General features: G+C 59.9%; 26 protein-coding genes. 14 read left to right on the top strand and 12 right to left on the bottom strand.

All coding sequences use genetic code 11. The annotated features are described in order from the left end of the window. Positions 1-85: 85 nt before the first annotated feature. Positions 86-658 carry a Uma2 family endonuclease gene (locus NW807_RS02825; protein ID WP_414425239.1) on the top strand — a complete coding sequence of 191 codons (573 nt, stop codon included), beginning with the start codon at positions 86-88 and terminating at the stop codon, positions 656-658. A 103-nt stretch (positions 659-761) separates the two neighbouring features. On the opposite strand, the gene NW807_RS02820 is transcribed toward NW807_RS02825, so the two are convergent. The 4 genes from NW807_RS02820 to NW807_RS02805 form a co-directional block, all read right to left on the bottom strand. After that, positions 762-1,088, bottom strand: a complete 327-nt coding sequence (locus NW807_RS02820; protein WP_414410979.1) for a YggT family protein — start codon at positions 1,086-1,088, stop codon at positions 762-764. 116 nt (positions 1,089-1,204) lie between these two features. Beyond that, on the bottom strand, positions 1,205-1,579 hold the full coding sequence (locus NW807_RS02815) for a hypothetical protein (protein WP_414406039.1): 375 nt from the start codon (positions 1,577-1,579) through the stop codon (positions 1,205-1,207). A gap of 38 nt (positions 1,580-1,617) precedes the next feature. After that, complete coding sequence (locus tag NW807_RS02810; RefSeq protein WP_414395599.1) at positions 1,618-3,390, bottom strand: ABC1 kinase family protein; 1,773 nt, start codon at positions 3,388-3,390, stop codon at positions 1,618-1,620. Positions 3,391-3,516: 126 nt separating this feature from the next. Then, a complete protein-coding gene (locus NW807_RS02805) occupies positions 3,517-4,803 on the bottom strand; it encodes a glucose-1-phosphate adenylyltransferase (RefSeq protein ID WP_414425238.1) in 1,287 nt (428 codons plus the stop codon). 78 nt (positions 4,804-4,881) lie between these two features. Between NW807_RS02805 and NW807_RS02800 the strand changes: the two genes are divergently transcribed. The 6 genes from NW807_RS02800 to NW807_RS02775 all read left to right on the top strand — a co-directional run bounded on the left by NW807_RS02800 (position 4,882) and on the right by NW807_RS02775 (position 10,083). Further along, positions 4,882-5,664: a ParA family protein gene (locus tag NW807_RS02800; protein WP_414411734.1), complete on the top strand. Its 783-nt coding sequence runs from the start codon at positions 4,882-4,884 to the stop codon at positions 5,662-5,664. A gap of 110 nt (positions 5,665-5,774) precedes the next feature. Next, positions 5,775-6,125, top strand: a complete 351-nt coding sequence (locus NW807_RS02795; RefSeq protein ID WP_414406043.1) for a hypothetical protein — start codon at positions 5,775-5,777, stop codon at positions 6,123-6,125. Positions 6,126-6,232: 107 nt separating this feature from the next. Then, complete coding sequence (sat, locus tag NW807_RS02790) at positions 6,233-7,411, top strand: sulfate adenylyltransferase (RefSeq protein WP_414395607.1); 1,179 nt, start codon at positions 6,233-6,235, stop codon at positions 7,409-7,411. 246 nt (positions 7,412-7,657) lie between these two features. Continuing rightward, complete coding sequence (locus NW807_RS02785) at positions 7,658-8,179, top strand: PDZ domain-containing protein (protein WP_414395609.1); 522 nt, start codon at positions 7,658-7,660, stop codon at positions 8,177-8,179. A 4-nt stretch (positions 8,180-8,183) separates the two neighbouring features. Continuing rightward, positions 8,184-8,498, top strand: a complete 315-nt coding sequence (locus tag NW807_RS02780; RefSeq protein ID WP_414425237.1) for a hypothetical protein — start codon at positions 8,184-8,186, stop codon at positions 8,496-8,498. Continuing rightward, complete coding sequence (locus NW807_RS02775) at positions 8,491-10,083, top strand: hydantoinase B/oxoprolinase family protein (RefSeq protein ID WP_414425236.1); 1,593 nt, start codon at positions 8,491-8,493, stop codon at positions 10,081-10,083. The genes NW807_RS02780 and NW807_RS02775 overlap by 8 nt, the downstream gene beginning before the upstream one ends. Here the strand turns inward: NW807_RS02775 and NW807_RS02770 are convergent. Beyond that, entirely contained in the window at positions 10,023-10,412 is a 390-nt protein-coding gene (locus NW807_RS02770) for a thioredoxin family protein (protein ID WP_414406047.1), read from the bottom strand. The two genes, NW807_RS02775 and NW807_RS02770, sit on opposite strands and share 61 nt — an antisense overlap. Positions 10,413-10,446: 34 nt before the next feature. After that, on the bottom strand, positions 10,447-11,187 hold the full coding sequence (locus tag NW807_RS02765; RefSeq protein ID WP_414425235.1) for an NnrU family protein: 741 nt from the start codon (positions 11,185-11,187) through the stop codon (positions 10,447-10,449). Between the two features lie 60 nt (positions 11,188-11,247). Between NW807_RS02765 and psb27 the strand changes: the two genes are divergently transcribed. After that, the gene (psb27, locus tag NW807_RS02760) at positions 11,248-11,649 is read left to right on the top strand and encodes a photosystem II protein Psb27 (RefSeq protein WP_414410986.1); all 402 of its coding nucleotides are present in this window, start codon (positions 11,248-11,250) and stop codon (positions 11,647-11,649) included. A 3-nt stretch (positions 11,650-11,652) separates the two neighbouring features. On the opposite strand, the gene NW807_RS02755 is transcribed toward psb27, so the two are convergent. The 4 genes from NW807_RS02755 to NW807_RS02740 form a co-directional block, all read right to left on the bottom strand. Further along, entirely contained in the window at positions 11,653-12,396 is a 744-nt protein-coding gene (locus tag NW807_RS02755) for a sensor histidine kinase (RefSeq protein ID WP_414425234.1), read from the bottom strand. Between the two features lie 87 nt (positions 12,397-12,483). Further along, a complete protein-coding gene (gene prmC / locus NW807_RS02750; protein WP_414425233.1) occupies positions 12,484-13,386 on the bottom strand; it encodes a peptide chain release factor N(5)-glutamine methyltransferase in 903 nt (300 codons plus the stop codon). Then, a complete protein-coding gene (locus tag NW807_RS02745) occupies positions 13,383-14,180 on the bottom strand; it encodes a Tic22 family protein (protein ID WP_414395624.1) in 798 nt (265 codons plus the stop codon). The genes prmC and NW807_RS02745 overlap by 4 nt, the downstream gene beginning before the upstream one ends. Before the next feature lie 303 nt (positions 14,181-14,483). After that, complete coding sequence (locus tag NW807_RS02740) at positions 14,484-15,656, bottom strand: ABC transporter ATP-binding protein (RefSeq protein WP_414425232.1); 1,173 nt, start codon at positions 15,654-15,656, stop codon at positions 14,484-14,486. A 177-nt stretch (positions 15,657-15,833) separates the two neighbouring features. Here NW807_RS02740 and NW807_RS02735 point away from each other — a divergent pair, with 177 nt between their 5' ends. The 4 genes from NW807_RS02735 to apcD all read left to right on the top strand — a co-directional run bounded on the left by NW807_RS02735 (position 15,834) and on the right by apcD (position 19,581). Then, positions 15,834-16,559, top strand: coding sequence for an SDR family oxidoreductase (locus NW807_RS02735; protein WP_414406053.1), 726 nt, complete (start codon positions 15,834-15,836; stop codon positions 16,557-16,559). Between the two features lie 128 nt (positions 16,560-16,687). After that, positions 16,688-17,371, top strand: a complete 684-nt coding sequence (gene folE, locus NW807_RS02730) for a GTP cyclohydrolase I FolE (protein WP_414406054.1) — start codon at positions 16,688-16,690, stop codon at positions 17,369-17,371. A 295-nt stretch (positions 17,372-17,666) separates the two neighbouring features. Continuing rightward, complete coding sequence (locus NW807_RS02725; RefSeq protein WP_414395914.1) at positions 17,667-18,953, top strand: type IV pilus twitching motility protein PilT; 1,287 nt, start codon at positions 17,667-17,669, stop codon at positions 18,951-18,953. 142 nt (positions 18,954-19,095) lie between these two features. Continuing rightward, positions 19,096-19,581, top strand: coding sequence for an allophycocyanin subunit alpha-B (apcD, locus tag NW807_RS02720; RefSeq protein WP_414406055.1), 486 nt, complete (start codon positions 19,096-19,098; stop codon positions 19,579-19,581). On the opposite strand, the gene NW807_RS02715 is transcribed toward apcD, so the two are convergent. Further along, on the bottom strand, positions 19,578-20,282 hold the full coding sequence (locus NW807_RS02715) for a HEAT repeat domain-containing protein (protein WP_414395634.1): 705 nt from the start codon (positions 20,280-20,282) through the stop codon (positions 19,578-19,580). The genes apcD and NW807_RS02715 overlap by 4 nt on opposite strands. Before the next feature lie 92 nt (positions 20,283-20,374). Here NW807_RS02715 and rpsO point away from each other — a divergent pair, with 92 nt between their 5' ends. Next, the gene (gene rpsO / locus NW807_RS02710; protein WP_414395636.1) at positions 20,375-20,650 is read left to right on the top strand and encodes a 30S ribosomal protein S15; all 276 of its coding nucleotides are present in this window, start codon (positions 20,375-20,377) and stop codon (positions 20,648-20,650) included. Between the two features lie 35 nt (positions 20,651-20,685). Next, positions 20,686-21,120 (top strand): PAM68 family protein, encoded by a 435-nt coding sequence (locus NW807_RS02705; protein WP_414411722.1) that lies wholly within the window; start codon positions 20,686-20,688, stop codon positions 21,118-21,120. A gap of 44 nt (positions 21,121-21,164) precedes the next feature. Here the strand turns inward: NW807_RS02705 and NW807_RS02700 are convergent. Beyond that, positions 21,165-22,259, bottom strand: a 1,095-nt coding sequence (locus NW807_RS02700) for a hypothetical protein (protein WP_414425231.1), incomplete at its 5' end; no start/stop codon positions are given.

The raw sequence follows: 22,259 nt of genomic DNA, 5'->3' as shown, positions 1-22,259 counted from the left end.
CGGCCCACCTGCCTGGAAGGGGATCCCGTCCTCCCCGGCTTCGTTGCCGATCTCAACCTCGTCTGGGAATAGTTCCTAACCGCTTATGATTGCCCTTAACCTGCGACCCAGCCTGGAGTTGACGGATGAAGTTTTTGAACAGCTCTGTCGGCAGAATCCTGAGCTGCGCTTGGAGCGCACTGCCCAAGGGGAGCTAGTGGCCATGGCCCCCGTCGGCAGTGAAAGCAGTCGCCAAAACTTGAGCCTCAGCGCCCAACTCTGGCAATGGAACCACCAAACTCAGCTTGGCGTAGCCTTCGATGCTTCTGCCGGCTTTGCCCTGCCCAACGGGGCCATTCGCTCTCCCGATGCCGCCTGGGTTGCCAGGGAGCGCTGGCAGCAGCTGACTCCAGAGCAGCGGCGCCGCTTTGCACCCCTTTGTCCAGACTTTGTCCTGGAACTGCGCTCCCCGAGTGATGACCTGGCCACTTTGCAGGCCAAGCTGCAGGAGTACCTCGAAAACGGCTCCCAACTGGGCTGGCTGATTGACCCGGAAAGCCAAAGGGTCTACGTCTACCGTCCAGGCCAGCCTGTTCAGGTTCTAGAGCGGCCCACCTGCCTGGAAGGGGATCCCGTCCTCCCCGGCTTCGTTGCCGATCTCACCTTAATCTGGGAATGACTGGCCTGCCCATGGGCGTCGGCAACCTCGAACGTGCTGGCACCTATCGGGCGGGAAATGCAAGAACTGGATGAGCCCGAGAAAGCCCAGCGCCTTACTGGCCCTAGGCAAACTGGCCCACCACCTGTAGGGCAAAACTCAGCAAGAGGAAGGCCAACCAGGGGGAGAAGTCCAAGCCGCCGATGGGGGGAATAATGCCGCGGAAGAGGTTGAGATAGGGATCCGTAAGCTGGCTAAGCACCGACAGGATAGGGTTAGACCAGTTCAGTTGCGGGAACCAGCTTAGCAAAATCCGCACGATCAGCAGGGCGTTGTAGATGACGATGAACTGGTAAAGGGAGCGAAACAGCAAAGAGACTGCACCGCTGTAGACCGACCCCAGAGGGAGGTCGTCTAGGCCAGCAAGAGAGGACAACACGTGGCTAAGCATATGACTGGAAAAGGGGGAAAGGACTCATCCACAGCTTATCGGCAGAGCAGGCGGCTTAGGGTAGCGCCGGCAGAACCTCTGCCGCCTCTAGTTTGGCATGGGCAGGGATCCTTTGCTCAAGACTTTTCCTCCACAGCTTGGGAGGAGGTTTCCTTGATGAGCAATTGGGCCCGCGTGGCCTGAATGGCCTCGTTGAGCTCGGCAATTTTGGCTTCGAGGGTGCGGCGAACCTGGGCAATCCGTTCTGCCTCCTGCTCCCACTCCCTCCAGCTCCTCAAGCTGGACTCCGTTGCTTTCCCCAGCCCTCGAGAGCGGGGGCATTCAGGGCTAGTGGCGGTGCCGTCGAGGCGCTCGGGATCCCGGCCTTGACCTTCAGCGGATTCCTTACCTAGCTTGGGGGCGAGCACAAGCCCAAGGATCCCGCCGAGGATCCCTCCCACCACAGCCCCCGTTACCACACCAGCAATGAAATCACTCTGCCGATCTGCCACGCTTGCGTCCCAGTCAATTGAGTCTCCCTTCTTCCGTTCTAGCTCTCTTGCCCCGCCCCTGCCAGCAAACGAGGCCAGAGCTGGGGGAGTCGCCATTGGCTCAAATTTTCCAGGTAATCTTGCATCTGCTCCCTCAACCCGGCCAAGATGGCCTCCAGTCTGTTGGTCAAGGGCAAGGAGGCTAGAGCGGCTTGCCAAAGGTGAGCTAGTGACAAGTCAGGGCTGACTACCCGCCACAGCCGCTGCAACTCCTCGAAGTGCAGGCGATCATCTTCTGTAAGCGAGAGGATTAGCTGGCGGCGCAGCTCCCGTGCTTCCTCCGACATGAGATAGCGCAAGCCCATGCGGGCAGCAGGGATCCAATCCAGCCCACCATCGCTGCGGGCAACTTGAAGCAGGTTCTCCAGGCGGTTCCAGCGGAACTTGCCATCCTTAATCAGCACTTGCAACAGCCGCTGGCGAATACGAGGGGATTCATCGGTCAGCAGGCGCTTGGCCACGTAGGGATAGGCCACGCCGACGATGCGAAACTGCGGATAGAGACTGAGGGCCACCCCCTCCTGGGTAACCAAAGAGCGGATCACCAAGGCAAAGTGGGAGGGCACCTGGAAGGGGTAGCGGTACATCAAATCGGAGAACTGGTCGGTGGCGGTTTTGAAGTTGAAGTTAGCCACCTCCTGCCTCAGCACATCCGCCAACACCGTTTCTAGAGCAGGGAGCAGCTCTTGCCGATCTACATCCGGCTGTAAAAAGCCCAGGTGAATGAAATCGTCAATCAGGGCGTTGTAGTCGCGATCCACCAGGTGGACCAGCGCATCCACCAGGTACTCCTTCATCTGGTCGGTGAGCTGGTCCATCATGCCGAAGTCGATGTAGGCCAGGCGGCCATCCGGCAGGGCAAACAGGTTGCCCGGGTGGGGATCGGCGTGGAAAAAGCCGTATTCCAGCAACTGCTTTAGGCCGGCTACCACACCGATGCGCACCAATCGTTTCACCTCCAAGTTGGCGGCCCGAATGCGCTCCACATCGGTGAGCTTGATGCCGTCAATCCACTCCAGGGTCAACACGCGGCGGGTGCTGTAGGCCCAGAAGATGCGCGGCACATACACATCGGGATCGTCGCGAAAGTATTCAGCAAAGCGCTCGCAGTTCCGTCCTTCCTGGAGGTAGTCAATCTCCTCAAAGAGCTTGCGGCCAAACTCGTCTACCACTGCTGTCAAGGTGTTGCCCAGGTTGAGGGGCAACCAAGGGCCCAGCCAGGTGGAGGCCCAGCGGATGAGGTAGAGATCCAGGCTCAGCCGCTCCCGCAGGTGAGGCCGCTGCACCTTGACCGCTACCCATTCGCCGCTGTGCAACTGCGCCTTGTAAACCTGGCCCAGGCTGGCCGCAGCCACCGGCTCGGGCGAGATCTGGGCGTAAATCTCGGTAATTGGACGGCCCAGCTCCGCCTCAATGCAGGCAAACGCCTCCTCTGAAGGAAAGCTGGGCAGTTGATCCTGCAGCTTGGTCAGCTCCTCCAAGTAGTCTTTGCGCACCAAGTCGGGCCGGGTGGAGAGGGCCTGCCCTACCTTGATGAACGTCGGCCCCAGGTCGGTGAGCAGTTTGCGCAGCTGCGCCGCACGCTGGGGCACCTTGCGATTGCCCTGCCCCCAGAGCTGATCCCAGCGCAGGCAGAGAACAAACCACAAGAGAGGGCCAAGGATGGCCAGTGCCCGCGCCACCACTTGGGGCAGACGCCAGCGGTAGTAACGGGCAATAACCTGCGGATCGTAAACTTCTAGGTCAGCAACAGAGACAATCTGGTTAGGCACGCTCCAGGGATCTCACAGTCGTCTTAAACGAGCAATACCTATCGTAATGGCAAAAGTTACCTGATTTTTCTTCACTTTCTTTAACAGCACCTCTTTAGTCTCAGCCCGCTGGAGTCACGACCTTGCTTAGATGACGGTGTTGTCCGGGATCACCGAGTCCTTGATGATGGTGACAATGCCGTTGCTAATCCAGATTCCTTCCTCTTCCCGCTGGGCTTCGGTGACGTGATCTTTGTTGATGATGCGGACGTTGCGGCCGATGCGGGCGTTCTTGTCCACAATGGCGTTGGCAATGTGGGAGTTGGGCCCGATGCCCACCGGCGGGATCCCGGCCTCCAGCTTGGCCTGCCGCTCTTCTGCCGACTCGTAGTAGTCGGCCCCCATGACCAGGGTGTTTTCGATAACGGCATTGGCCTCTATGCGGCTGCGAATGCCGATGATGGAGTTGCGAATTTGGGCGTTTTTGATGATGCAGCCGTCGGCAATCATGGAGTTGACAATGTGGGAGTCGAGGATCTTGTTGGGAGGCAAAAAGCGCGGGCGGGTGTAGATGGGCATGTCCCTGTCGAAGAAGCTGAAGGGCGGGTTGGGCTGCTGCACCAAGGCCAGGTTGGCCCGGTAGAAGGCCTCGATGGTGCCGATGTCCTCCCAGTAGCCCTTGAAGGGGTAGGCCTGCAGGTGGTACCTGCCGATGGCTGCCGGCAGCACTTCTTTGCCGAAGTCGGTGTGCTCCTTCACCTGCAGCATCTCGATCAAAGCTTCCCGCTTGAACACATAAATGCCCATAGAAGCGATGTAAGGCTTGGCTTTCGCCTCTTCTGGGCTGAGGCCGAGGACTTGGGTATCGACTCGGCAGGCTTCTAGCAGCTCCCCTTGCGGCTTTTCCTTGAAATCGATCACACGCCCCTCGGCGTCAATCTTGAGCAAGCCAAAGCTGGAGGCCACTTTTTCTTCACAGGGGAGCACCGCCAGCGTCACATCCGCTCCAGTTTGCCGGTGATAATGAATAAAGGGGCGGTAGTCCATGCGGTAGAGGTGATCCCCAGAGAGGATGAGGAAGTCCCGCGGCTTCCAGGAGTCCATCAGCCAGAGATATTGGCGGACGGCGTCAGCCGTGCCCTGGAACCAGTCGGGGTTATCGGGGGTTTGCTGGGCCGCTAGGATATCTACAAAGCCGCCGGTGAAGGGAGACAGGCGGTAGGTGTTGATGATGTGGCGGTTTAGCGAGGCGGAGTTGAACTGCGTGAGGACGTAGATCTTATCGATATCGGAATTGATACAGTTGCTAACCGGAACGTCGATAAGGCGATACTTGCCTGCTAGAGGTACAGCCGGCTTGGCGCGGCGCTTGGTTAGAGGATAGAGGCGGGTGCCCCGCCCACCGCCTAGGATAATTGCCAGTACATCGCGCATGGTGGTTCTCCACCGGGTTACACCCAATAGCATAGACCGCGGTGAGGGGAAGCGGCTGCAACGGCCCTGGGGAAGCTGATGGCACGCATCCTGGCCTTTACCAACAACAAGGGCGGCACTGGCAAGTCCACCCTCTGCGTCCACGCGGCCCAGTTGACGGCCCAGCGGGGCCACGCCGTTCTGCTAGTCGATCTCACCTCCCAAACCACCGCCAGCAGCTTTTACCTCGAAGAGGCCGGATCCCTTCCCCCGGAGGAGACCGTTTGGGCTAGCCTCCACCCTCACCACCAGCGGCCTCTGGAGGAAGTCATCTATTGCACCGACAAGGGAGTGGATGTGGCGCCCTCCCACCGCACCATGGCCGAAGTGGCAGCCCACCTAGCGGCTTCCGGGGAGGCGGGCCAAAACCTCCTCCAGCGTCAACTGGATCCCTTGCTGTCGGAGTACGACTTTATCTTTCTCGACACGCCAGGGGAGCTGAATGCCCTCACCGCCAATGCTTTGCGGGCAGCCCAGCGGGTGTTGATCCCGACACGGCTCAACCGCGCCGACTTCTCCTGCACAGAAGAGACCCTGCGCTATATCGAGACCCTCAAGGGCGAGCTGAGCCAGGCCCGCGCTGTCCTGACCATGTTGGACGACCGCTACCTGCCCGGCGGCATTTGGTCGGGATCTCACACTGGACAGTTGTACGTGCAAGCGCAACAGATTTTTGCGGATGTGCTCTCACCCGTTACCATTCCAGATAGTAGCGACTTGCGCACAGCTTTCGATTATGGCCTGACGGTCATGGACTATCGGCCTGGGGCGGCCGTGTGCGGGCGCCTGCTGCAGTTTGTTGAACGTGAGGTGCTCCTGTGACTGGATCTGAGCGTAGCTTGTTTTCTCGTGCAGGAGGAGCCCCCCGCCGCCCCGCCCGGCGCAAAGTAAAGTCAGACTCCCCCTCCACCCCTGGACGTGAGGAAACGGCAATGTCTACCGCAGAAACGTCGGAACTCGAAGCCCTCAAAGGCCAGTTGGCGGAGGCCCAACGGCAGCTTCAGGAATACCAAAACAAAATCTCCAGCCTACAGGCTCAACTCGAGCAAGTCACAGCCCACCGCGACGAATTGCAAAAGGCACTGGCCCAACTCCAGGCAGTGGCAGATGAGCGGGCCAAAACCATCCAGGAACTGCAAAGCCGCCAAGGGCAGGCCACGCTGCCGGTTAAGCCCCAAACCTCTGCCTCCCCCCTGCAGGCACCCAAGAAGATCCTCAATCGGCCTATCTTTGACAATGTGTCCCCCACCGACGAAGACATGCCCCCCTACATGCTGGACTAGGCCAAGCTGGGATCCCCTGCCCAAACAGTTGGGTATTGCACCCAGGGGAAGGGGGGTGTATGGTTAGGGATCCCTGTCTTTACGCTATGACTGCGTCCCAGGCAAAGATGACGGTTTCTGGCGATGCCATTCCACCCCACGGAGGTACTCTAATTAACCGCATTGCCTCGCCTGAGGAGGCGGAGGAGCTCCGCTCCAAGGCCCAACACTGCCCTGTTATCCGCCTCGACGAGCGGGCTCAATCGGATCTCGAGATGATTGCCATCGGGGGCTACAGCCCGCTGACGGGCTTTATGGGGCGGGAAGATTACCATTCGGTTTTGGAGACAATGCACTTGGCCAACGGCCTGGCATGGTCGCTGCCGATTACGCTGCCAGTTTCGGAGGAAATAGCTGCCGGGCTCAAGGAAGGGCAAACCGTGGCCCTAGCCAATGCTGAGGGCAAGCTTTTGGGCGTGTTGGAACTGACCGAGAAATTTACCTACGACAAAACCCGCGAGGCGCAGCAGGTCTACCGCACTACGGATGAACAACACCCAGGGGTGAAGGTGCTCTACGAACAGGGATCCGTTTACCTAGCCGGCCCTGTCACGCTCCTGCAGCGGGATCCGCATCCCCTTTTTCCGGCCTACCAGATTGATCCAGCTCAGTCGCGGCAACTGTTTCGGGAAAGAGGGTGGAAGACGATTGTCGGTTTTCAGACTCGCAACCCCATCCATCGCGCCCACGAGTATATCCAGAAGTGCGCTCTGGAAATTGTGGACGGCCTGTTTCTCCACCCGCTGGTGGGAGCCACCAAAAGCGACGACATTCCCGCCGAGGTGCGCATGCGCTGCTATGAGGTGTTGATTGAAAAGTACTACCCCAAAGAGCGGGTGATCTTGGCCATTAACCCTGCAGCCATGCGCTATGCAGGACCGCGGGAAGCCATCTTCCACGCCCTTGTTCGCAAAAACTACGGCTGCACCCATTTCATTGTGGGCCGGGATCACGCTGGGGTAGGCAACTACTACGGCCCCTATGACGCCCAGCACATTTTCGACGAGTTCCGGCCCGAGGAGCTGGGCATCATCCCCCTCAAGTTTGAACACGCCTTCTACTGCACCGTCACGGGCACCATGGCCACGGTCAAGACCAGTCCCAGCCAGCCCCACCAGCGCATTCACCTCTCGGGCACCAAGGTGCGGGAAATGCTGCGCCGTGGCGAAGTGCCGCCGCCGGAGTTCTCCCGCCCCGAAGTGGCCCAGCTCCTTGTGGAGGCCATGCGAGAACGCAGCTCCTCCTAGCCTCTTGGTGGGAAACCACCCAGGCGCTGGATTCTAGACCTAGCCGAGAGCTCGAAGGCACGGGGCAGATTTTGCAGAGGTTAACGACCTGGCCTATCGACAGTTGCCGATTTTGGGTTTATCACTGAGGGGAGGGTGGTGCAAGCTGCCCACCTAAGCCTTCCGCTACCTACCCTGGGCTAGTGGCTCGACCCCAGCGCGCGGCGGAGGCAACTGTGTTTTCTTTGCCGTTTCCAGGGTCAACCTATGCAGAAATCAACCCTTCTTTCCAGGCTTGCCCTCGCCCTGCCCGCCTCCCTCCTGCTGGCAGAGGCTGCTCTGGCCTACCCCTGTAACTGGGTTGGGGCTGAAGCCTACAACTTCTCCAGCCCCACGGTTGAGGTTGACAGCTTCGAAGTGTTGCCTGCCTCCTCCTTTGCAGGTAACGGCTTCATTGGGGTGGCTATTGAAACGGTAGATGAACAGGCACCTCAAGGCGCCATTAGCCGCCGCCTGTTTGGCCCTGCCCCTCGCCTGCAAGGGATACGGGTCGTTGGCCTCCTCCAGAATGGACCGGCCCACCAAGCAGGTCTGGCGCAGGGCGACATTCTCCTCGGGGTCGACGGACAGCGGGTCACCTCGGTGCAGCAGGTTCAGCAGCTCATCCAAAACACCCCTGTGGGCCAGCGGCTACCGATTACCTTCCGGCGCGGCGGGCAGGTTCTATCCACAGTGGTGGTGGTGGGCGATGGCCGCGTGTTGCGCCCCCTGATGCTGCAGCAGCGGTAAGCGGGTGACCGCTGAGGTAGGCCTAGCAGAGACGGTCTGGGTGGTCTGCGGCCTCAACGGCTTGCTGGCTCTTGGCCTGCTTGCTTTAGTTCGCCCAATCTTGCGCTTGCGCACAGCGCTTTGGGTTACGGAGCGGGCCCTGGACAACTGGCAAAGAGCAGCAAAGCCGGCTTTGGCCATTACCTCGGCTGAGCTTCTCCACCTGCGGGCTCGCCTGCAAGCCAATCGCACCACCCTTGGCCGCTGGCGGCGCCGGCTCCAGTTCTGGCAGGGGATCCGCCGGCTAGCGCTTTGGCTGCAACAAAGGCTCTATGGATAGCTGCTCCTCCCTACCCAACCCCATCCGCTTGCAGGTCATGGCCAACGCTCTGGCCGGGATTGCCGAGGAGATGGGGGCACGTCTCATTCGCGGCTCCTACTCCGCCAACATCAAGGAACGGCGGGATTGCTCCACGGCTTTGTTTGACGCCCAAGGGGCTTGTATTGCCCAGGCGGCCCACATCCCGGTTCACCTAGGCGCTCTTTCCCAAGCCGTGCAGGCAGTGGTGGCAGCTGGCCCCCAGCCGGGAGAGGTGTTTGTCCTCAACGATCCCTATCAAGGGGGATCCCATCTGCCGGATATCACCGTGGTGGCGGCCATTCCCGGCCTGCGGGATCCCAGCCAGGTCTGTGCCTATGCGGTGAACCGCGCCCATCATGCCGACGTCGGGGGGATGCGCCCCGGCTCCATGCCCGCTGATTCCAGCGAGATCTGGCAGGAGGGTTTGGTGATCCCACCCGTACGGCTGGCCAGGTTTTCTCTGGAAGGAGAGTTGCGCTGGCAGGAAGATCTGCTGCGCCTTATTCTGGCCAATGTGCGCAATCCTGAGCAGCGCCGCGGAGACCTGCAGGCCCAAGTGGGAGCCAACGTGGTAGGGGCAAGCCGGTTTCGCCAGCTGCTAGCCCGCTTTGGCGAGGAGGAGGCTTGGCAGCTCATTGCGGAAGTGATTGCCTATAGTCGGCGGCGGATGCAGGCCCAGATCCGCGCGCTGCCCGATGGGATCTACAGGGCTGCAGATTGGTTGGAAGGGGAGGGGGATCCGCCCAAGCCGCTCCGCATCCAGGTGCAGATTGAAGTGCAGGGGGAGAGGTTGCGGGTGGACTTCAGCGGCACGGCGCCAGCCACGGCGGGCAACCTAAACGCCCCCCTGGCCGTGACCCGCTCGGCAGTGCTCTTTGCCCTGCGCTGCCTTTTGGATCCCACCGCCCCTAGCAATGCCGGGCTAGAGGAGCCCATCGAGATCGTGGCCCCACCCGGCTGCCTGGTCAACGCCCAATTTCCGGCGGCGGTGGTGGCCGGCAATGTGGAAACCTCGCAGCGCATTGCCGATGTGGTGTTCAAAGCCCTGGCGCCGGTGGCTGGATCGCGGAGCATTGCCCAAGGGCAGGGCACCATGAACAACTGTGTCCTGGGCAACCGCCACTTTACCTACTACGAAACCCTGGGGGGCGGCCAAGGGGCCAGTCGCCAGCGGCCAGGCCTGGATGGGGTGCATGTGGGCCTGAGCAATACCCTCAACACCCCCATCGAAGCCCTAGAGCTGGAGTATCCCCTGCGGGTGTTGCGCTACGAGCTGCGCCAAGATTCTGGGGGCATTGGGCAGCAGCGGGGCGGCTGGGGGCTGATCCGCTCCCTCCAGGTGTTACAAGACTGCACCCTTTCCCTTCTCACCGACCGCCGCTACTACGCCCCCCAAGGAGAAGAGGGCGGCGGAGCCGGCCAGGTGGGGATCAACCTTGTCAATGGGGAACCCCTGCCCAGCAAGATTAGCCGCCCCCTGAAAGCTGGCGATGTGGTGACCCTCTATACCCCTGGCGGCGGCGCCTGGGGCTCCAGCGAGGGGCAGGCGCGGGAGGTTGGGTAGCCCAGATGGGCAAGCAACAACTGCTCGCAGCGGCGGAGCACATCCTCGCGGCTGGTAAAGTGCTCCAGCCTTTGCACTTGTTGACCTTTCTCAAACAAAATTAAGGTCGGCAGCGAGCGCACCCGATAGCGGCGCGGCAGCCAAAAATTGTTATCCACATTCACCCGCACCACCTCAACGGCTCTCTCCCCTTCGGAGGCCAGGCGGTCGATAAGCGGTTGAACGAAGCGACACAAACCGCACCAAGGCGCGCCAAACTCTAACAACACCAACCCATCGCTTGTCAAAAGTTCTTGATTAAAAGCCTCTAAAGCAACTGGCGAGATCATTGCTCCCAAACTAAAGCAGTTGTTTGGGATCATGCTACCAGGCAACTCTGCTGGCTGCAGAAACCAGTTGCGGATGGAAAGCATAAAGAATCACAACAAAGCTCAACACCCCCAGATAGGCCCAGCGGAGAAACTCGCGCGGGTACAGTTGCTGGCGCCCTTGCAGAATGGCTAAGCCGGGGATCACGGAGGTGCGGGCCTTGAGATCGCGGAAGGCGTGGCCGTACTTGCGCTCCAGGCGGTAATCCCCGTGCCAAACGGCAAATAGGTGGTAGGCCACCAGCCCCAGCGAGGTGACCAGCATAAAACTGGAGCCAATCCACAGGGAATGGGCCACACACCAGATGACCTGACCGACTAGCTGGGGATGGCGGGTGAGGCGGATGATCCCAGTTGTAAACAAGTGGATCTCCGGCTGGCGAAGGGCGACAATCTCCAGCACGTTAAAGGTGGCCGGATACAGGAAGAAAAACGAGAGCGCAGACAAAAGGACGACAGTGGTGTGGATCCCGGGAACAGCCTGCAGATTCCAAAGGATTACGCCGTCGTAGCAGTGGTTAGAAAAGTAGACGAGCAACAGCGGCGCCAGGCTAAGACTGACCAGGACAAAGAAAAGGCGGTACAGACGCGCTCCCAGCCACGCTTCTCCCCAGGGGCGCAAGTAGGCTAGTCCACTGTGGGCGCAGGCAAATCCCAAGATCATGCCCAGCATGATGGCATGGGAGCGGTAGGGGGCCAGCCCTGGCAGCCAGTGGCTAAAAAGGGGGGGTGACATCCTCTTTCGCGGTTGCCGTGACCTATGCTTAGCTTAAAGATAAGTTACATTCGACTCCCCATGCAGAAGACTCTTTTCCTACGTCTTGTCGGCCTGCTCCTGGCGATAGCCCTTATCCTGGGCTGGGCGATCCCAGGCGCGCAAGCAGCCCGTCTCACTGGCAAGTATTACGAAGACAGCATGACCATCATCCAAACGCTGCGCACGGCTCTCTTGGAGGGGGATCCTGTCCTCAAGCCGGAGGAGGCGCGGGCGGAGGTCATGGAGGCCATGCAAGAATTTGTAGGGCGCTACCATGGCCCTCGCTACAACAAGTTGCCATCCTTCACGACCCTGCGCACGGTGTTCAACACCGTGGCCTCCCACTACCGCACCTCGGATCGACCGCTGGAGCCAGAAAAGCTAGAGCGGGTGCTGATGCAACTGGATCGGGCAGAGATGGCCTTGCGCCGTGAGGGTTAAGCTTTAGGCAAGGCGCAGCGTTGCTCTAATGCCAACGCGGTGGAGTCCGCTCTCCCAAAGCTCCAGCTGGCCTCCCATTTCCCTCAGGAGCCGCTCGCTAACCCGCCAGGCGGCGCTGTCTTGTGGCTGGATGGGCAGGCAGCACCGCCCTTCAAGCTTCCACTCCAGACAGAAGTGCTCCTCCCCGCCAGGATAGGCGCTCAGAGCCATTGAGCCGTAGCAGAGGGTGCGAATGCCCCAGCGACACACGCCCAGCAGCGCCTGCACCAGGCCATGGGGATCCGCCCAGACAGTGAGGCTGTCGGGAAGCCAAGAGGACTGAAGAGCGGTCCAGTCGTAGCGGATGCTCCGATCCTGGGCCTGGAGCCGAGTGAGGCTGTGGATCTCTTGCAAAAGAGGACGCAGGCGCGTTGGCCTTGGCCGCAGCGGCTGAATGGGCAGGTCGTGGCGAGCCAGGCGAGTGTATTCTTCCAGCAGCTTGAGCAGGCGCTCCACCGCCTCCTTGGCGCTCTGCAGGCACTCTCGCTCCTCCTCTCGAGAGTCGCACAGGTTGGACAACACCAACTGCAGGGCTCCCATCTGGCTGCTGAGGGGATTGCGCAGCTCGTGGCCGATACTCACCAGAAGCTCCTGCTGAAAAGCGCGCATCACCTCAGAGCGCTCAAAGGCAAACTGCCAGTCCATCTCCCCCTGGTCTGCGGCAGGGGCAGGCGGGAAAGAGGGAGGATCGGGGGGGGTGGCAGGCAAGGCTTTGCTCAACTGGAAAGGCAACCCGTCATTGGCGGTAGCAGCTCTTGGCCCCTCTCTGGGCTGGCAACGCTGCTCACCATTTTTTTACCCGACAAAGCAGGCGCTGACTACCCGCTCAACCCCGGCCAGATCCCGGTGCACCTGGATCTGCTGGTAACACCCCTGCGCTCGCAACTGCTCGGCCACCCAAGGTGCCTGGCCCTGCATCACCTCCACTGCCCAGAAGGAGTTGGGGGCTAGATAATCCGGCGCGCCCTCAATCAACACCCGCAGATGAACCAGCCCATCTTCCCCGCCGTCCAGGGCCTCTCGCGGCTCGTGCAGCCGCACCTCAGGCATGAGGTGATCTAGCTCCCTTCTAGGGATGTAGGGAGGGTTGGAGACAAGGCCGCGCAGCCGACCCCGCCAGGGATCCAAAGGCGTAAACCAGGATCCCTCAAGCAGATGCACCCGCTCCTGCAGCCCGTGATCGGTCACGTTGGCTGCCGCCACTGCCAGGGCTGCCGGGCTCACGTCCACGGCCAGAAGCTGCAGCTGGGGGTGCCTGTGGGCCAAGGCAATGGCGATGGCGCCGCTGCCGGTACCCAAGTCAGCAAAAGGGGAGCCCGGGGGCAGAGGGTTGGCCTGCAGCCACAGGGAGGCTTGCTCCACCAGCAGCTCAGTCTCGGGGCGCGGGATCAGCACTGCTGGCGTTACCTGCAAGCTCAGCCCTGCCCACTCTACCTTGCCCAGCAGGTATTGCAGAGGGATGCGCTCCTCTAGCCGACGCCGCCACAGCGCCTCCACCTCAGCCAGCGGATCCCCCTTCCCTACTGGCGGCCGACCCAGCAGCCGTTCCAATGGCCCCCAGCCCAGATGCTCCCTAAGCAAGAGATCCACTTCCTGCGGGGAAATGCCAGCAGCCCGTGCTGCCTGGAGAGCCTGCGCCCGCCATGCCAGCAACTCTTCCACCAGCGCCGAGCGGGATCCCCCTGCAGCTTGGTTCAACGGCGCTGAGGTTGAGGCGTGGCCGAGGGACTGGCCTGGGGAGTTGCGGAGCGTATCCACGACTGCACGTACTCCAGCGAGGCACGCGGTGGGATGAAGGCAATCTTTTGCACATCCTCTTGGGCATCAGGTGCCAACATGCGCTCCACCACAATGGCTAGCGAAGTGACCTCAATCTGGGTTTTGCCAACCACGCTGGGGTTTTGCGCCGCCGCCCGCTCCAGAGCTTTCTTTAGGTCGTTGCGGTCAAAAAAGAAAGGCACCACTTCCTGGCCATTCTGCTCGATGGTCAGCAGCCCCTCGGGGGAGCGGCCATAGAACAGAGGCACGCCAATGGCCTCTGGGGGCACCTTTTGCCCCGTTTCTTTGAGCACCTGCTTGGCTGCCTCTACATCACCAGGGCGGGGCACCACCTCAAAGTACAGATTGCTATTTTTAGCTCGCTCTTCTTCCGATTTCTCATAGGCATAGCCTAGGGGGATGGGCACCACTCGGGCTTGCTTGCCTATCTCGGGGTTTTTGGCCTTCACCTGCTCCAGGGCTTGCTGGGCTTGGTTTTGATCTAGCCAAAGAGAAGCCACCTGAATGGTGCGACCCTCCCGCTCCACGTTGGCAACCACAGGGGTGCCGTTCTGCGAGACAATGGCAAAAACCGGCACCAGGTTGAGCCGCTCGGCTACCTCCTGACGACTCAGGGGGGCTGCCACTACCTGAGCCGGCCAGAAGCTCCCCTGAGCCAATACGGGGATCCCCACCAGCCCCAGCAGCAGAGTGCTACGGAGGGCTAACGCCATTGCTGCCCGTCTGCCGGCCTGAGTTGCAGAGCGGCAAGAGAATCGCAAAGGTGGCGCTGCCTTGCTGTGCTTTTTCCTCTTCATCTTCACTCCCGACGTCGCGCCTTGTTCTTGTTGCCATCCTGGCGAGAGCTCCTGGGCCACCCTAGAGGTCAAGTTAAAGCATTTGTTAAGCCCTGTCGAGGGGTAAGGCTCCTGCTTTGGGTGGGGATCCCGCATACCCCCTACTATATACGGGGTCGAAGGAAATCGAACCACCCTAGATGCAGATCTCAGGGCAAACCGTGAATCCTCATCCCAACTTCAGGCAAAGCCCTTGCTTTTGGAGTGGTTTTGCTTGAGATCAGGTGCCAGGGATTCCTCAGGACAAAACAGGCGGCATTGCTCGACGGTAACTCGAACTCGCGTGCCCACTGGCAATGCCTCCCGCGCTAGGGCATGCAACTCCTTGCCCGTCTCCGTGGCTAGGCAATAGCGATACTCCCGCCCCAAAAACTGGCGATCCCGAATGATTGCCTTTCCTTGGGGATCGGGATGCAGGCGGAGCTCCTCCTGCAGAACCATCAACTCTGCCCACTGCAGATTGGAGTCGGGCTGATCCCCGACCGCGCGGAAGGGAAGGTGCAGCAGCTCCTCAACTTTCCAACCCCACTCGCGCCGCTCACAGCGGAGAAAGTTGGCCTGGGTAATAAACTCGGCCACAAAGCGAGTAGCCGGCTCTCGGTAGACCTCCTCTGGCGATCCCCATTGCTCAATACGGCCTCCCCGCATCACCGCCACCCAGTCGGAAAGAGAGAGAGCCTCTTCTTGGTCGTGGGTAACGAAAATGGCCGAAGTCCGAGTTTGCTTGAGGATCTTGCGAATTTCCTCCCGTAGGTAGTAGCGCGTCTGCACATCCAAGTTACTCAGCGGCTCATCCAACAGGATTAGGCTGGGCTTGGGGGCCAAGGCTCGGGCCAGCGCCACCCGCTGCTGTTGTCCACCCGAAAGTTCATGGGGATAGCGGTGGACATAGTCTTCTAGGCCCACTAGCCGCAACACCTCGTAGGCGCGTTCCCGCGCCTGTTGGTGGTAAGCTTGCCTCTTGCTGGCCACCGCAGGGGATTGAAGGCCGAACATAACATTTGCCAACACGTTCAGGTGGGGAAACAGGGCAAAGTCCTGAAACACCAGCCCCACTCCCCGCCGCTCTGGCGGAACCCACTGCCCCTCCCCCGCCACCACCTGACCCCCTATTCGGATCCGGCCGCTGTCCGGCTGCTCAAAGCCAGCAATGATGCGCAATAAGGTGGTTTTCCCACAGCCCGACGGACCGACGATCCCCAGGATATCCCCTTGGGGCAGGCGAAACGCCACCTCCTGCAAAACCAATTGCCGCTGACCAGGAAAACCCTTGCTGAGGCCCTCAACCTCAAGAATGTAGGAAGAGTCCGCCTGGCCAGCGTTGGACATCGAGAAAGCCAAGAACTCGGCCATGACAATTGTTGCAAGAGATTTTCACTACCTTTACCACGCTACCACACCTCCGGCCCTCCCCGGCCTGCTGCCGGTTAGATAAGGGGCAAGCAGGAACTAGTGTTACACTGAGTTAACGAAGTTTCTCAGGCTCTGGCGGCGCTTGTTCCCGACGGCGCGTGCCAGGTTTTCTTGTGGATGAGTTTTGAGACAAAGTTGCCGGAACGTGCTCTGGTTACAGGGGCCAGTCGAGGGATCGGCAAAGCTGTGGCCCTGGCCCTAGCCCAGCAGGGGCTGACAGTTGCGCTAGTGGCTCGTTCTCAACCTGATTTGCTGGCAGTGCAGGCGGAGATCCAGGCAAAAGGGGGAAAGGCAGAGGTTTTTCCCATCGACCTGGCCGATTTGACCGCTCTACCGCAGCGGCTGCAAGCTCTTCTGGATCGATTTGGCGGTTGTGATGTTTTGGTGAACAATGCCGGCATAGCCCACGTTGGGCCTTTGGCCACTCTCTCGCTATCTGAGTGGCAACGGGTGATCGACTTAAACTTAACAGCAGCCTTCCTCTGTGCCCAAGCCGTCCTTCCGGGAATGCGCCAGCAGGGCTTTGGCGTGATTGTCAACGTGGTCTCGATTGCGGGCAAGCGAGCTTTTCCCAATTGGGGGGCCTACTGTGCCAGCAAGTTTGGCCTACTCGGCTTTTCCCAAGCCTTGGCTGAGGAAGAACGGCAGCACGGTATCCGGGTAACCAGCCTCTGCCCTGGAGCGGTGAACACGCCCCTCTGGGATAGGGTGGAGGTTGATTTTGACCGCTCCCAGATGCTCTCGCCGGAGTGGGTAGCGGATGTGGTGGCCTATCTCGTCCGCCTGCCCAGGGGTGCTGTAGTGGAGGACCTAACCCTCATGCCAGCAGCCGGGACCTTGTAGGTGGGGCCAGCTCTGACCCTTCCGAAAGCAATGCTTGTCAGCCCGGCTTTTGAGCCAACCATCTCGCGGCAGCGTCTCTCCTGACAAATTTCTTCAACTCCTCGTTTCAACTCAAGGGATATCCTGCTATGACTCTTGCCAAGCCTGGATTGAGTGCCGAGTTTTGCCTAAGCGACAAAGCCAACCTCAAGTCTCGGGTTCTCCGCGATCTGTCCCCTTCGACAGAGCCAGAGACTTCAGAAAGCCTAGATCCGGCAATGGTGGCGGCAGTGGAGACGTTGCTACGGGGAATTGGCGAGGATCCCGAGCGGGAGGGCCTCAAGAAAACCCCGGAGCGAGTGGTGGCGGCGCTGAAGTTTTTGACCAGCGGCTATCGACAGTCTTTGGAAGAGCTCATCAATGGGGCCATCTTCGACGAAGGCCACGATGAGATGGTGCTGCTGCGGGACATCACTGTGTTTAGCCTCTGCGAGCACCACCTCTTGCCCTTCATCGGCAAGGCCCATGTGGCCTACATTCCTAAGCAAAGGGTAGTGGGCTTGAGCAAAATTGCCCGTATTGTGGAGATGTACTCCCGCCGCCTGCAGGTTCAGGAACGCCTGACCCGGCAAATTGCGGAAGCCTTGATGGAGGTGTTGGATCCCTATGGGGTTGGAGTGGTTATCGAGGCTACCCACATGTGCATGGTGATGCGCGGGGTTCAAAAGCCAGGCTCCTGGACGGTTACCAGCTCGATGGTGGGGGTGTTCCGGGAGGATCCCCGCACGCGCGAGGAGTTCTTGAGCCTTATTCGCCACCCGTCCAACCTTTAAGGCTCCCGCAGAGTTTTGCCGGCAAGGAGATTAATCCCCTACTTAAGTGGGGAAGACTAGCCTAAGATTGATGCAAACTCTGCCAGCAGCGAGGCCTGTCATGAGCGAGGTCAGCCCCGAAAAAGACGCTGGTTGGAAGCCGCCAACCCCGCCTGGTGTCCAACGCTCCCCACGGGCGGCTGCCCAAACACCATCAGCGGAACCCCCAACTCAGCTGGATCCGTTGGTGAACAGGACTACCCCTCTCGCGCCAGGGATCGGCTCGCGTCCTTCCGCCAGCGCTCCCAAGCCTATCCTGGGCCGGCCCGTCCCGCCAGAGGTAGCTGTCGCTCCTCCCCAGACGCCAGTGCCCATGCCGGGCTCTGTGGCTCCTCCGCAGGGATCTCTGCCCACTGCTGCTGCGGCAGCTCGGCCTCAAGCCTCCCCTCCCAGGCCAGCGGCTCCGCCTTTTGTCCCGCCGGCTCGTCCGACGGCCGTTGGTCAGGTCCCGCTGGCTGCTGCTCCTAAGTCTGCCCCCTCTGGCCCGACGCTGCGCCAACTGGTGCAGGAAGCCTACGAAAAAGGCTACTCGGACATTCACCTGGGGGTGGGAGAAGTACCCCGCTTTCGGGATCGGGGGGAAATTGTGATCAGCAACCACCCCGTTACCACCACTGAGATGTTCTATAGCTGGCTGCGGGAAAGCCTGCCGGAAAACCAAATCCGCCAGTTTGAAGAGTGCTTAGAGCTGGATACCGCCATCCAGTACGAGGGCTTGGTGCGCTGCCGGGTCAACTGCTTCGTCTCCCTCCTTGGGCCAGCCATGGTGCTGCGCCTCATCCCGCTCAAGATTTTGACGCTGGAGCAGTTGCGGGCGCCGGAAGTGCTCAAGCGCATTGCCGAGGAGCCCAAGGGCCTCGTGCTGGTGACTGGCCCAACTGGCTCCGGTAAGTCCACGACGCTGGCGGCAATGGTGGACTATATCAACTCCAACTTTGCCAAGCACATCATTTCCATTGAGGATCCCATCGAGTTTGTTCACCAGAGCAAGAAATCCCTGATTCGGCAGCGGGAGGTTGGGATCCATACCCTGGAGTTTGCTAACGCTCTGAAAGCCTCCCTGCGGGAAGATCCGGACATCATCCTCATTGGGGAGATGCGGGATCGGGAAACCGTAGATATCGCCCTCAAGGCCGGCCAGACAGGCCACCTCGTGTTTGGAACCCTGCACACCAACAGCGCTGTTCGCACCATCGAGCGTCTGCTAGGGATCTACAAGCCGGAAGAGCAGGAGCCGATGCGCCTGCAGCTGGCGGAAACCCTGGTGGCCATCATTGCTCAGACGCTGGTGCGCACCACCGACGGCAAGCGCACGGCAGCCCACGAGATCATGCGCAACACCGATGCCATTCGCGACTACATCAAGCGGGGAGCGGTGGACGAGATCGAGGAGCTCATTGCCGACGGCTCCTACGAGGGCATGTGTACCATGAACCAGTCGCTGTTTCGGCTCTATCAGGAGGGGCGGATTACAGCGGAGGTGTGCCTGGAGGCAGCTCCGCGGCGCAACGAGATGGCCCAGTGGCTGCGGGGCCGGATATAGGCAGGACAGGTGCAGGTGCTTGAGGGAAGGCTTGCCTTATCCTAGACTGAGAGCAACGGGCATGCTTATCTCCTCAGGCAAGCTTTGGCTAGGGGGATAGGTTGGTGGTAAAAGCAAGTTAGAAAACAGGAGAATCTCTACCGTGAGCGTGATCAACCAGCTCATCGAAACTGCAGATAACCAGCTGCGCTATCTCTCAGTTAGCGAGCTGCAAGCTATCAAAGACTACATGAGCAGCGGGGAAAGACGGCTGCAGATTGCTCAGGTGTTAACTGAGAATAGAAAGCGGATTATCGATCAGGCCCAGAAACAGCTATTTGCCAAGCGACCTGAATACCGACAACCTGGTGGCAACGCCTACGGGGAGAAGCGCTACAACCAGTGCCTGCGGGACTACGACTGGTACTTGCGTTTGGTAACCTACGGCATCGTCGCTGGCAGCAAGGAGCCAATCGAGTCCATTGGCCTGATAGGGGTGCGGGAAATGTACAACAGCCTCAACGTACCCATTGCCGGCATGATCGATGCGATGGTCTTTTTGAAGGAAGCAGCCCTCAGCTTGTTGGATCCCGATTCGGCTGCCGAGGCCGCTCCCTACTTTGACTACATCATCAATGCCCTGAGCTAGCTGCCCTTGGAGGAAAGGGAGGCTAGGGCCGCACGGGCGCAGGCGGCTACTTGTTCCTGGGGATCCTGGGCAAGCCGGGCAAGACCAGCTTGGGCAGCTTCCGTCCCTAACTTACTGAGGGCAATGCAGACGCGGTAGCGCAGTTGCCAATCCTCAGAAGCGATGAGGGGCTCCAGGTAGGGGATGGCCCGCGGATCCCCCAGATCCCCTAAAGCTGCAGCAGCGGCGGTGGTTAGCAGTTCATTTCCTTCCTGGAGAGCCTGCACCAGCGTGTCGAAGGCGGCGGGGTTGCCTAGCTCGCCGAGGGCGGCAACGATGCTAAAGCGCACCAGCCACTCCGTCTCCCGCTGATAGGCCTCTAGGAGATCGGCCAGGGCCTGCGGCTGCTTGAGATCCCCCAGAGCAGCAGCAGCGGCAGCTCGCACGTCGAACTCGGGATCCTCCCGCAAAGACCGCTGCAGAATTGGCAAAAGGATGGCTGGATCGATCCCTTTTGCGGCCAGGGTGCCCAGTTGGCTGATGGCAGCGTAGCGGACGCGGGCATTTTCGTCGGCTACTGCCTGCTGCAACAGCGTCAAGCTTTCCGGCGGGGAGAGTTCTCTGGCCTTGTTAATAGCGCGCAGCCGCTCTCCCAAATCCTGAGAGTTCAACAGCTGCAGCAAGGCTGTCAGTGAAGGCGGATCCCCAGCAGTTGTTGTCATAGTTCTTTCCCTCCGTAGCTTTCTCTGGCTGTAGCAAAGAAGGAAAACTCAGTGTTATCATTCTGAAGCAGTGTGTGCCGTCTTTCGGTCCTATGGCCTTATTGCAGAAAGAAAAGCAGGAGATTATCGAGAGATATCGACTGCATGACACTGATACTGGCTCTGCCGATGTGCAAGTTGCCTTGCTAACCAGCCGCATCAACCAACTCTCGCAGCACCTTCAGAGAAACCCTAAGGACTTCAACTCCCGCCGCGGCTTGCTGATGATGATTGGTCGCCGCAAGCGACTGCTCAACTACATCGCTAAGCATCATCCCGAGCGCTTCCGGGAGTTGGTCGAACGGCTAAACATTCGGGTGAAGAAGTAGCTAGCCAGTCAAGGCACAGCCGAGGAGCTACCTCCGTGGGCAAATCTAGCCGCCATTCCAAAGCTTCTCAAGGCCGCCCCAGTCAACCTGCTGGGCAGGGGGAGAAAAAGCCAGCCAAAGGAGAGCGGGTTGCTGTCATTCCCCCTGAGGTAAGCCGGCGCATGGTGCGGCGGATCCTCATTTTTTCTGGGATCCCTTCTACGCTTGGCCTAAGTAGCTTTGTTGTCAACTACTATCTTTTAACCAACCATGTGATAGCCCTGCCCCCCTACTTTACTTTGGTGGAGTCGCTGGCCTTTTTTGGCCTTGGCTTTTTGGGCATCAGCTACGGTGTCTTCTCGGCCTCTTGGGATCCAGAGCCCGGATCCCTGCTGGGCGTTAGTGAGTTCCGCCGCAACCTAGGCATTTTCCTCCAGCAATGGCGCGAAGCAGCAAGCGGCTCTGCCTCTTCGAAAGCCGACGAGACCTAGCTGCTTTGTGCTCTGGCTGGGGGGTTCAAAACAAGCTGTTGGGGCTATAGCCGCACCTCAGTTCCCTCAAAGAACCCACGGATGATCAAAATGGCCCCTTCCCGGCTAGCAGGAGTTCCTGGTTCATCTTCCGTCCCACCTTCAATGTTGCCGGTGGGGAACTCTTGTTCCAGGAACCACTGGCCGGAAATGCGCTCAGCAGAGGTCGTTGAATCGAAGACAAGGTTCAGATTTCCTCTTTGTGTTCCCCCACCAATATCAAGCCGGTTAAACGGCCCTGATAACTGTGCTCCGGCCAGGGTACGGAAGACGAAATCTCCTGTGGCGGGCACGATGCCTTGAAGGATAACGGGCTCAGGGTTGATTCCTTCCACGGGCGAGCCGGGTAAGATACCTATACCTGTAGAACGCTCCGTGCGCAAGGAGAAAAAGTAATCAAAGGCTGTTGGGGCACCCAGTCCAGGAGTAGGGACAGGTAATTGAGGAATTGGGGTGGGAAAAGGCCGCGGTGGCGGGCTGACCTGCACAAAGTTGAGAACTGTGCTGACGTTGGCCGGATCAAACTCCGCTTGAACACGACCGTTCAGTAGGCGGCGGATGCGAACCAACTGATTGGGCAAGATGTTCGGTCGAGTCGGATCCGGAGCAAACAGCACCGACTGGGTGCCTACCTGGGCAGGACGATAGACGATCTCCGCCTGGTTGGGACGGAAGTTCAGGCGGGCATAGAGAGCCAAGGGATCCTCAGGGGTGCCATCGCCTGCAACACCTCGCTGCCGCACCACAAAGCTGGCGGAGAAACTGCCCGTTTGGAGAATAGCGACTACAGGACCTTGAGGTGGAGGAGGGTTGACAAAGCTTCCTGCGGGTGGGTTGCCGTTGGGGCCAGGATCTTCATAGAGTACCCCTGTGGTAGGGACAATGAGAGAAGAGTCCCCCTCGAGAACGACCTGACTGCCATTTCTGTTCACCAGAATGCGACGCACGGTGAGCGTTAAAACAGTGCGGTCATCTCGGATAGCCCTGAAGGTGGTATTCACCCGAATGCGCTGGTCGTTGGGGTTTGTCGAAATTGCAACCAGCCCGGCGATATTGAATTGCGTAGATAGCCTGCCGTCGTTGGGGCCAAAGGCAATGAG

This window comes from Synechococcus sp. R70.1 (genome assembly GCF_047461675.1).
Lineage (GTDB): Bacteria > Cyanobacteriota > Cyanobacteriia > Thermostichales > Thermostichaceae > Thermostichus.
This window is presented reverse-complemented; position numbering and strand designations above follow the sequence as displayed.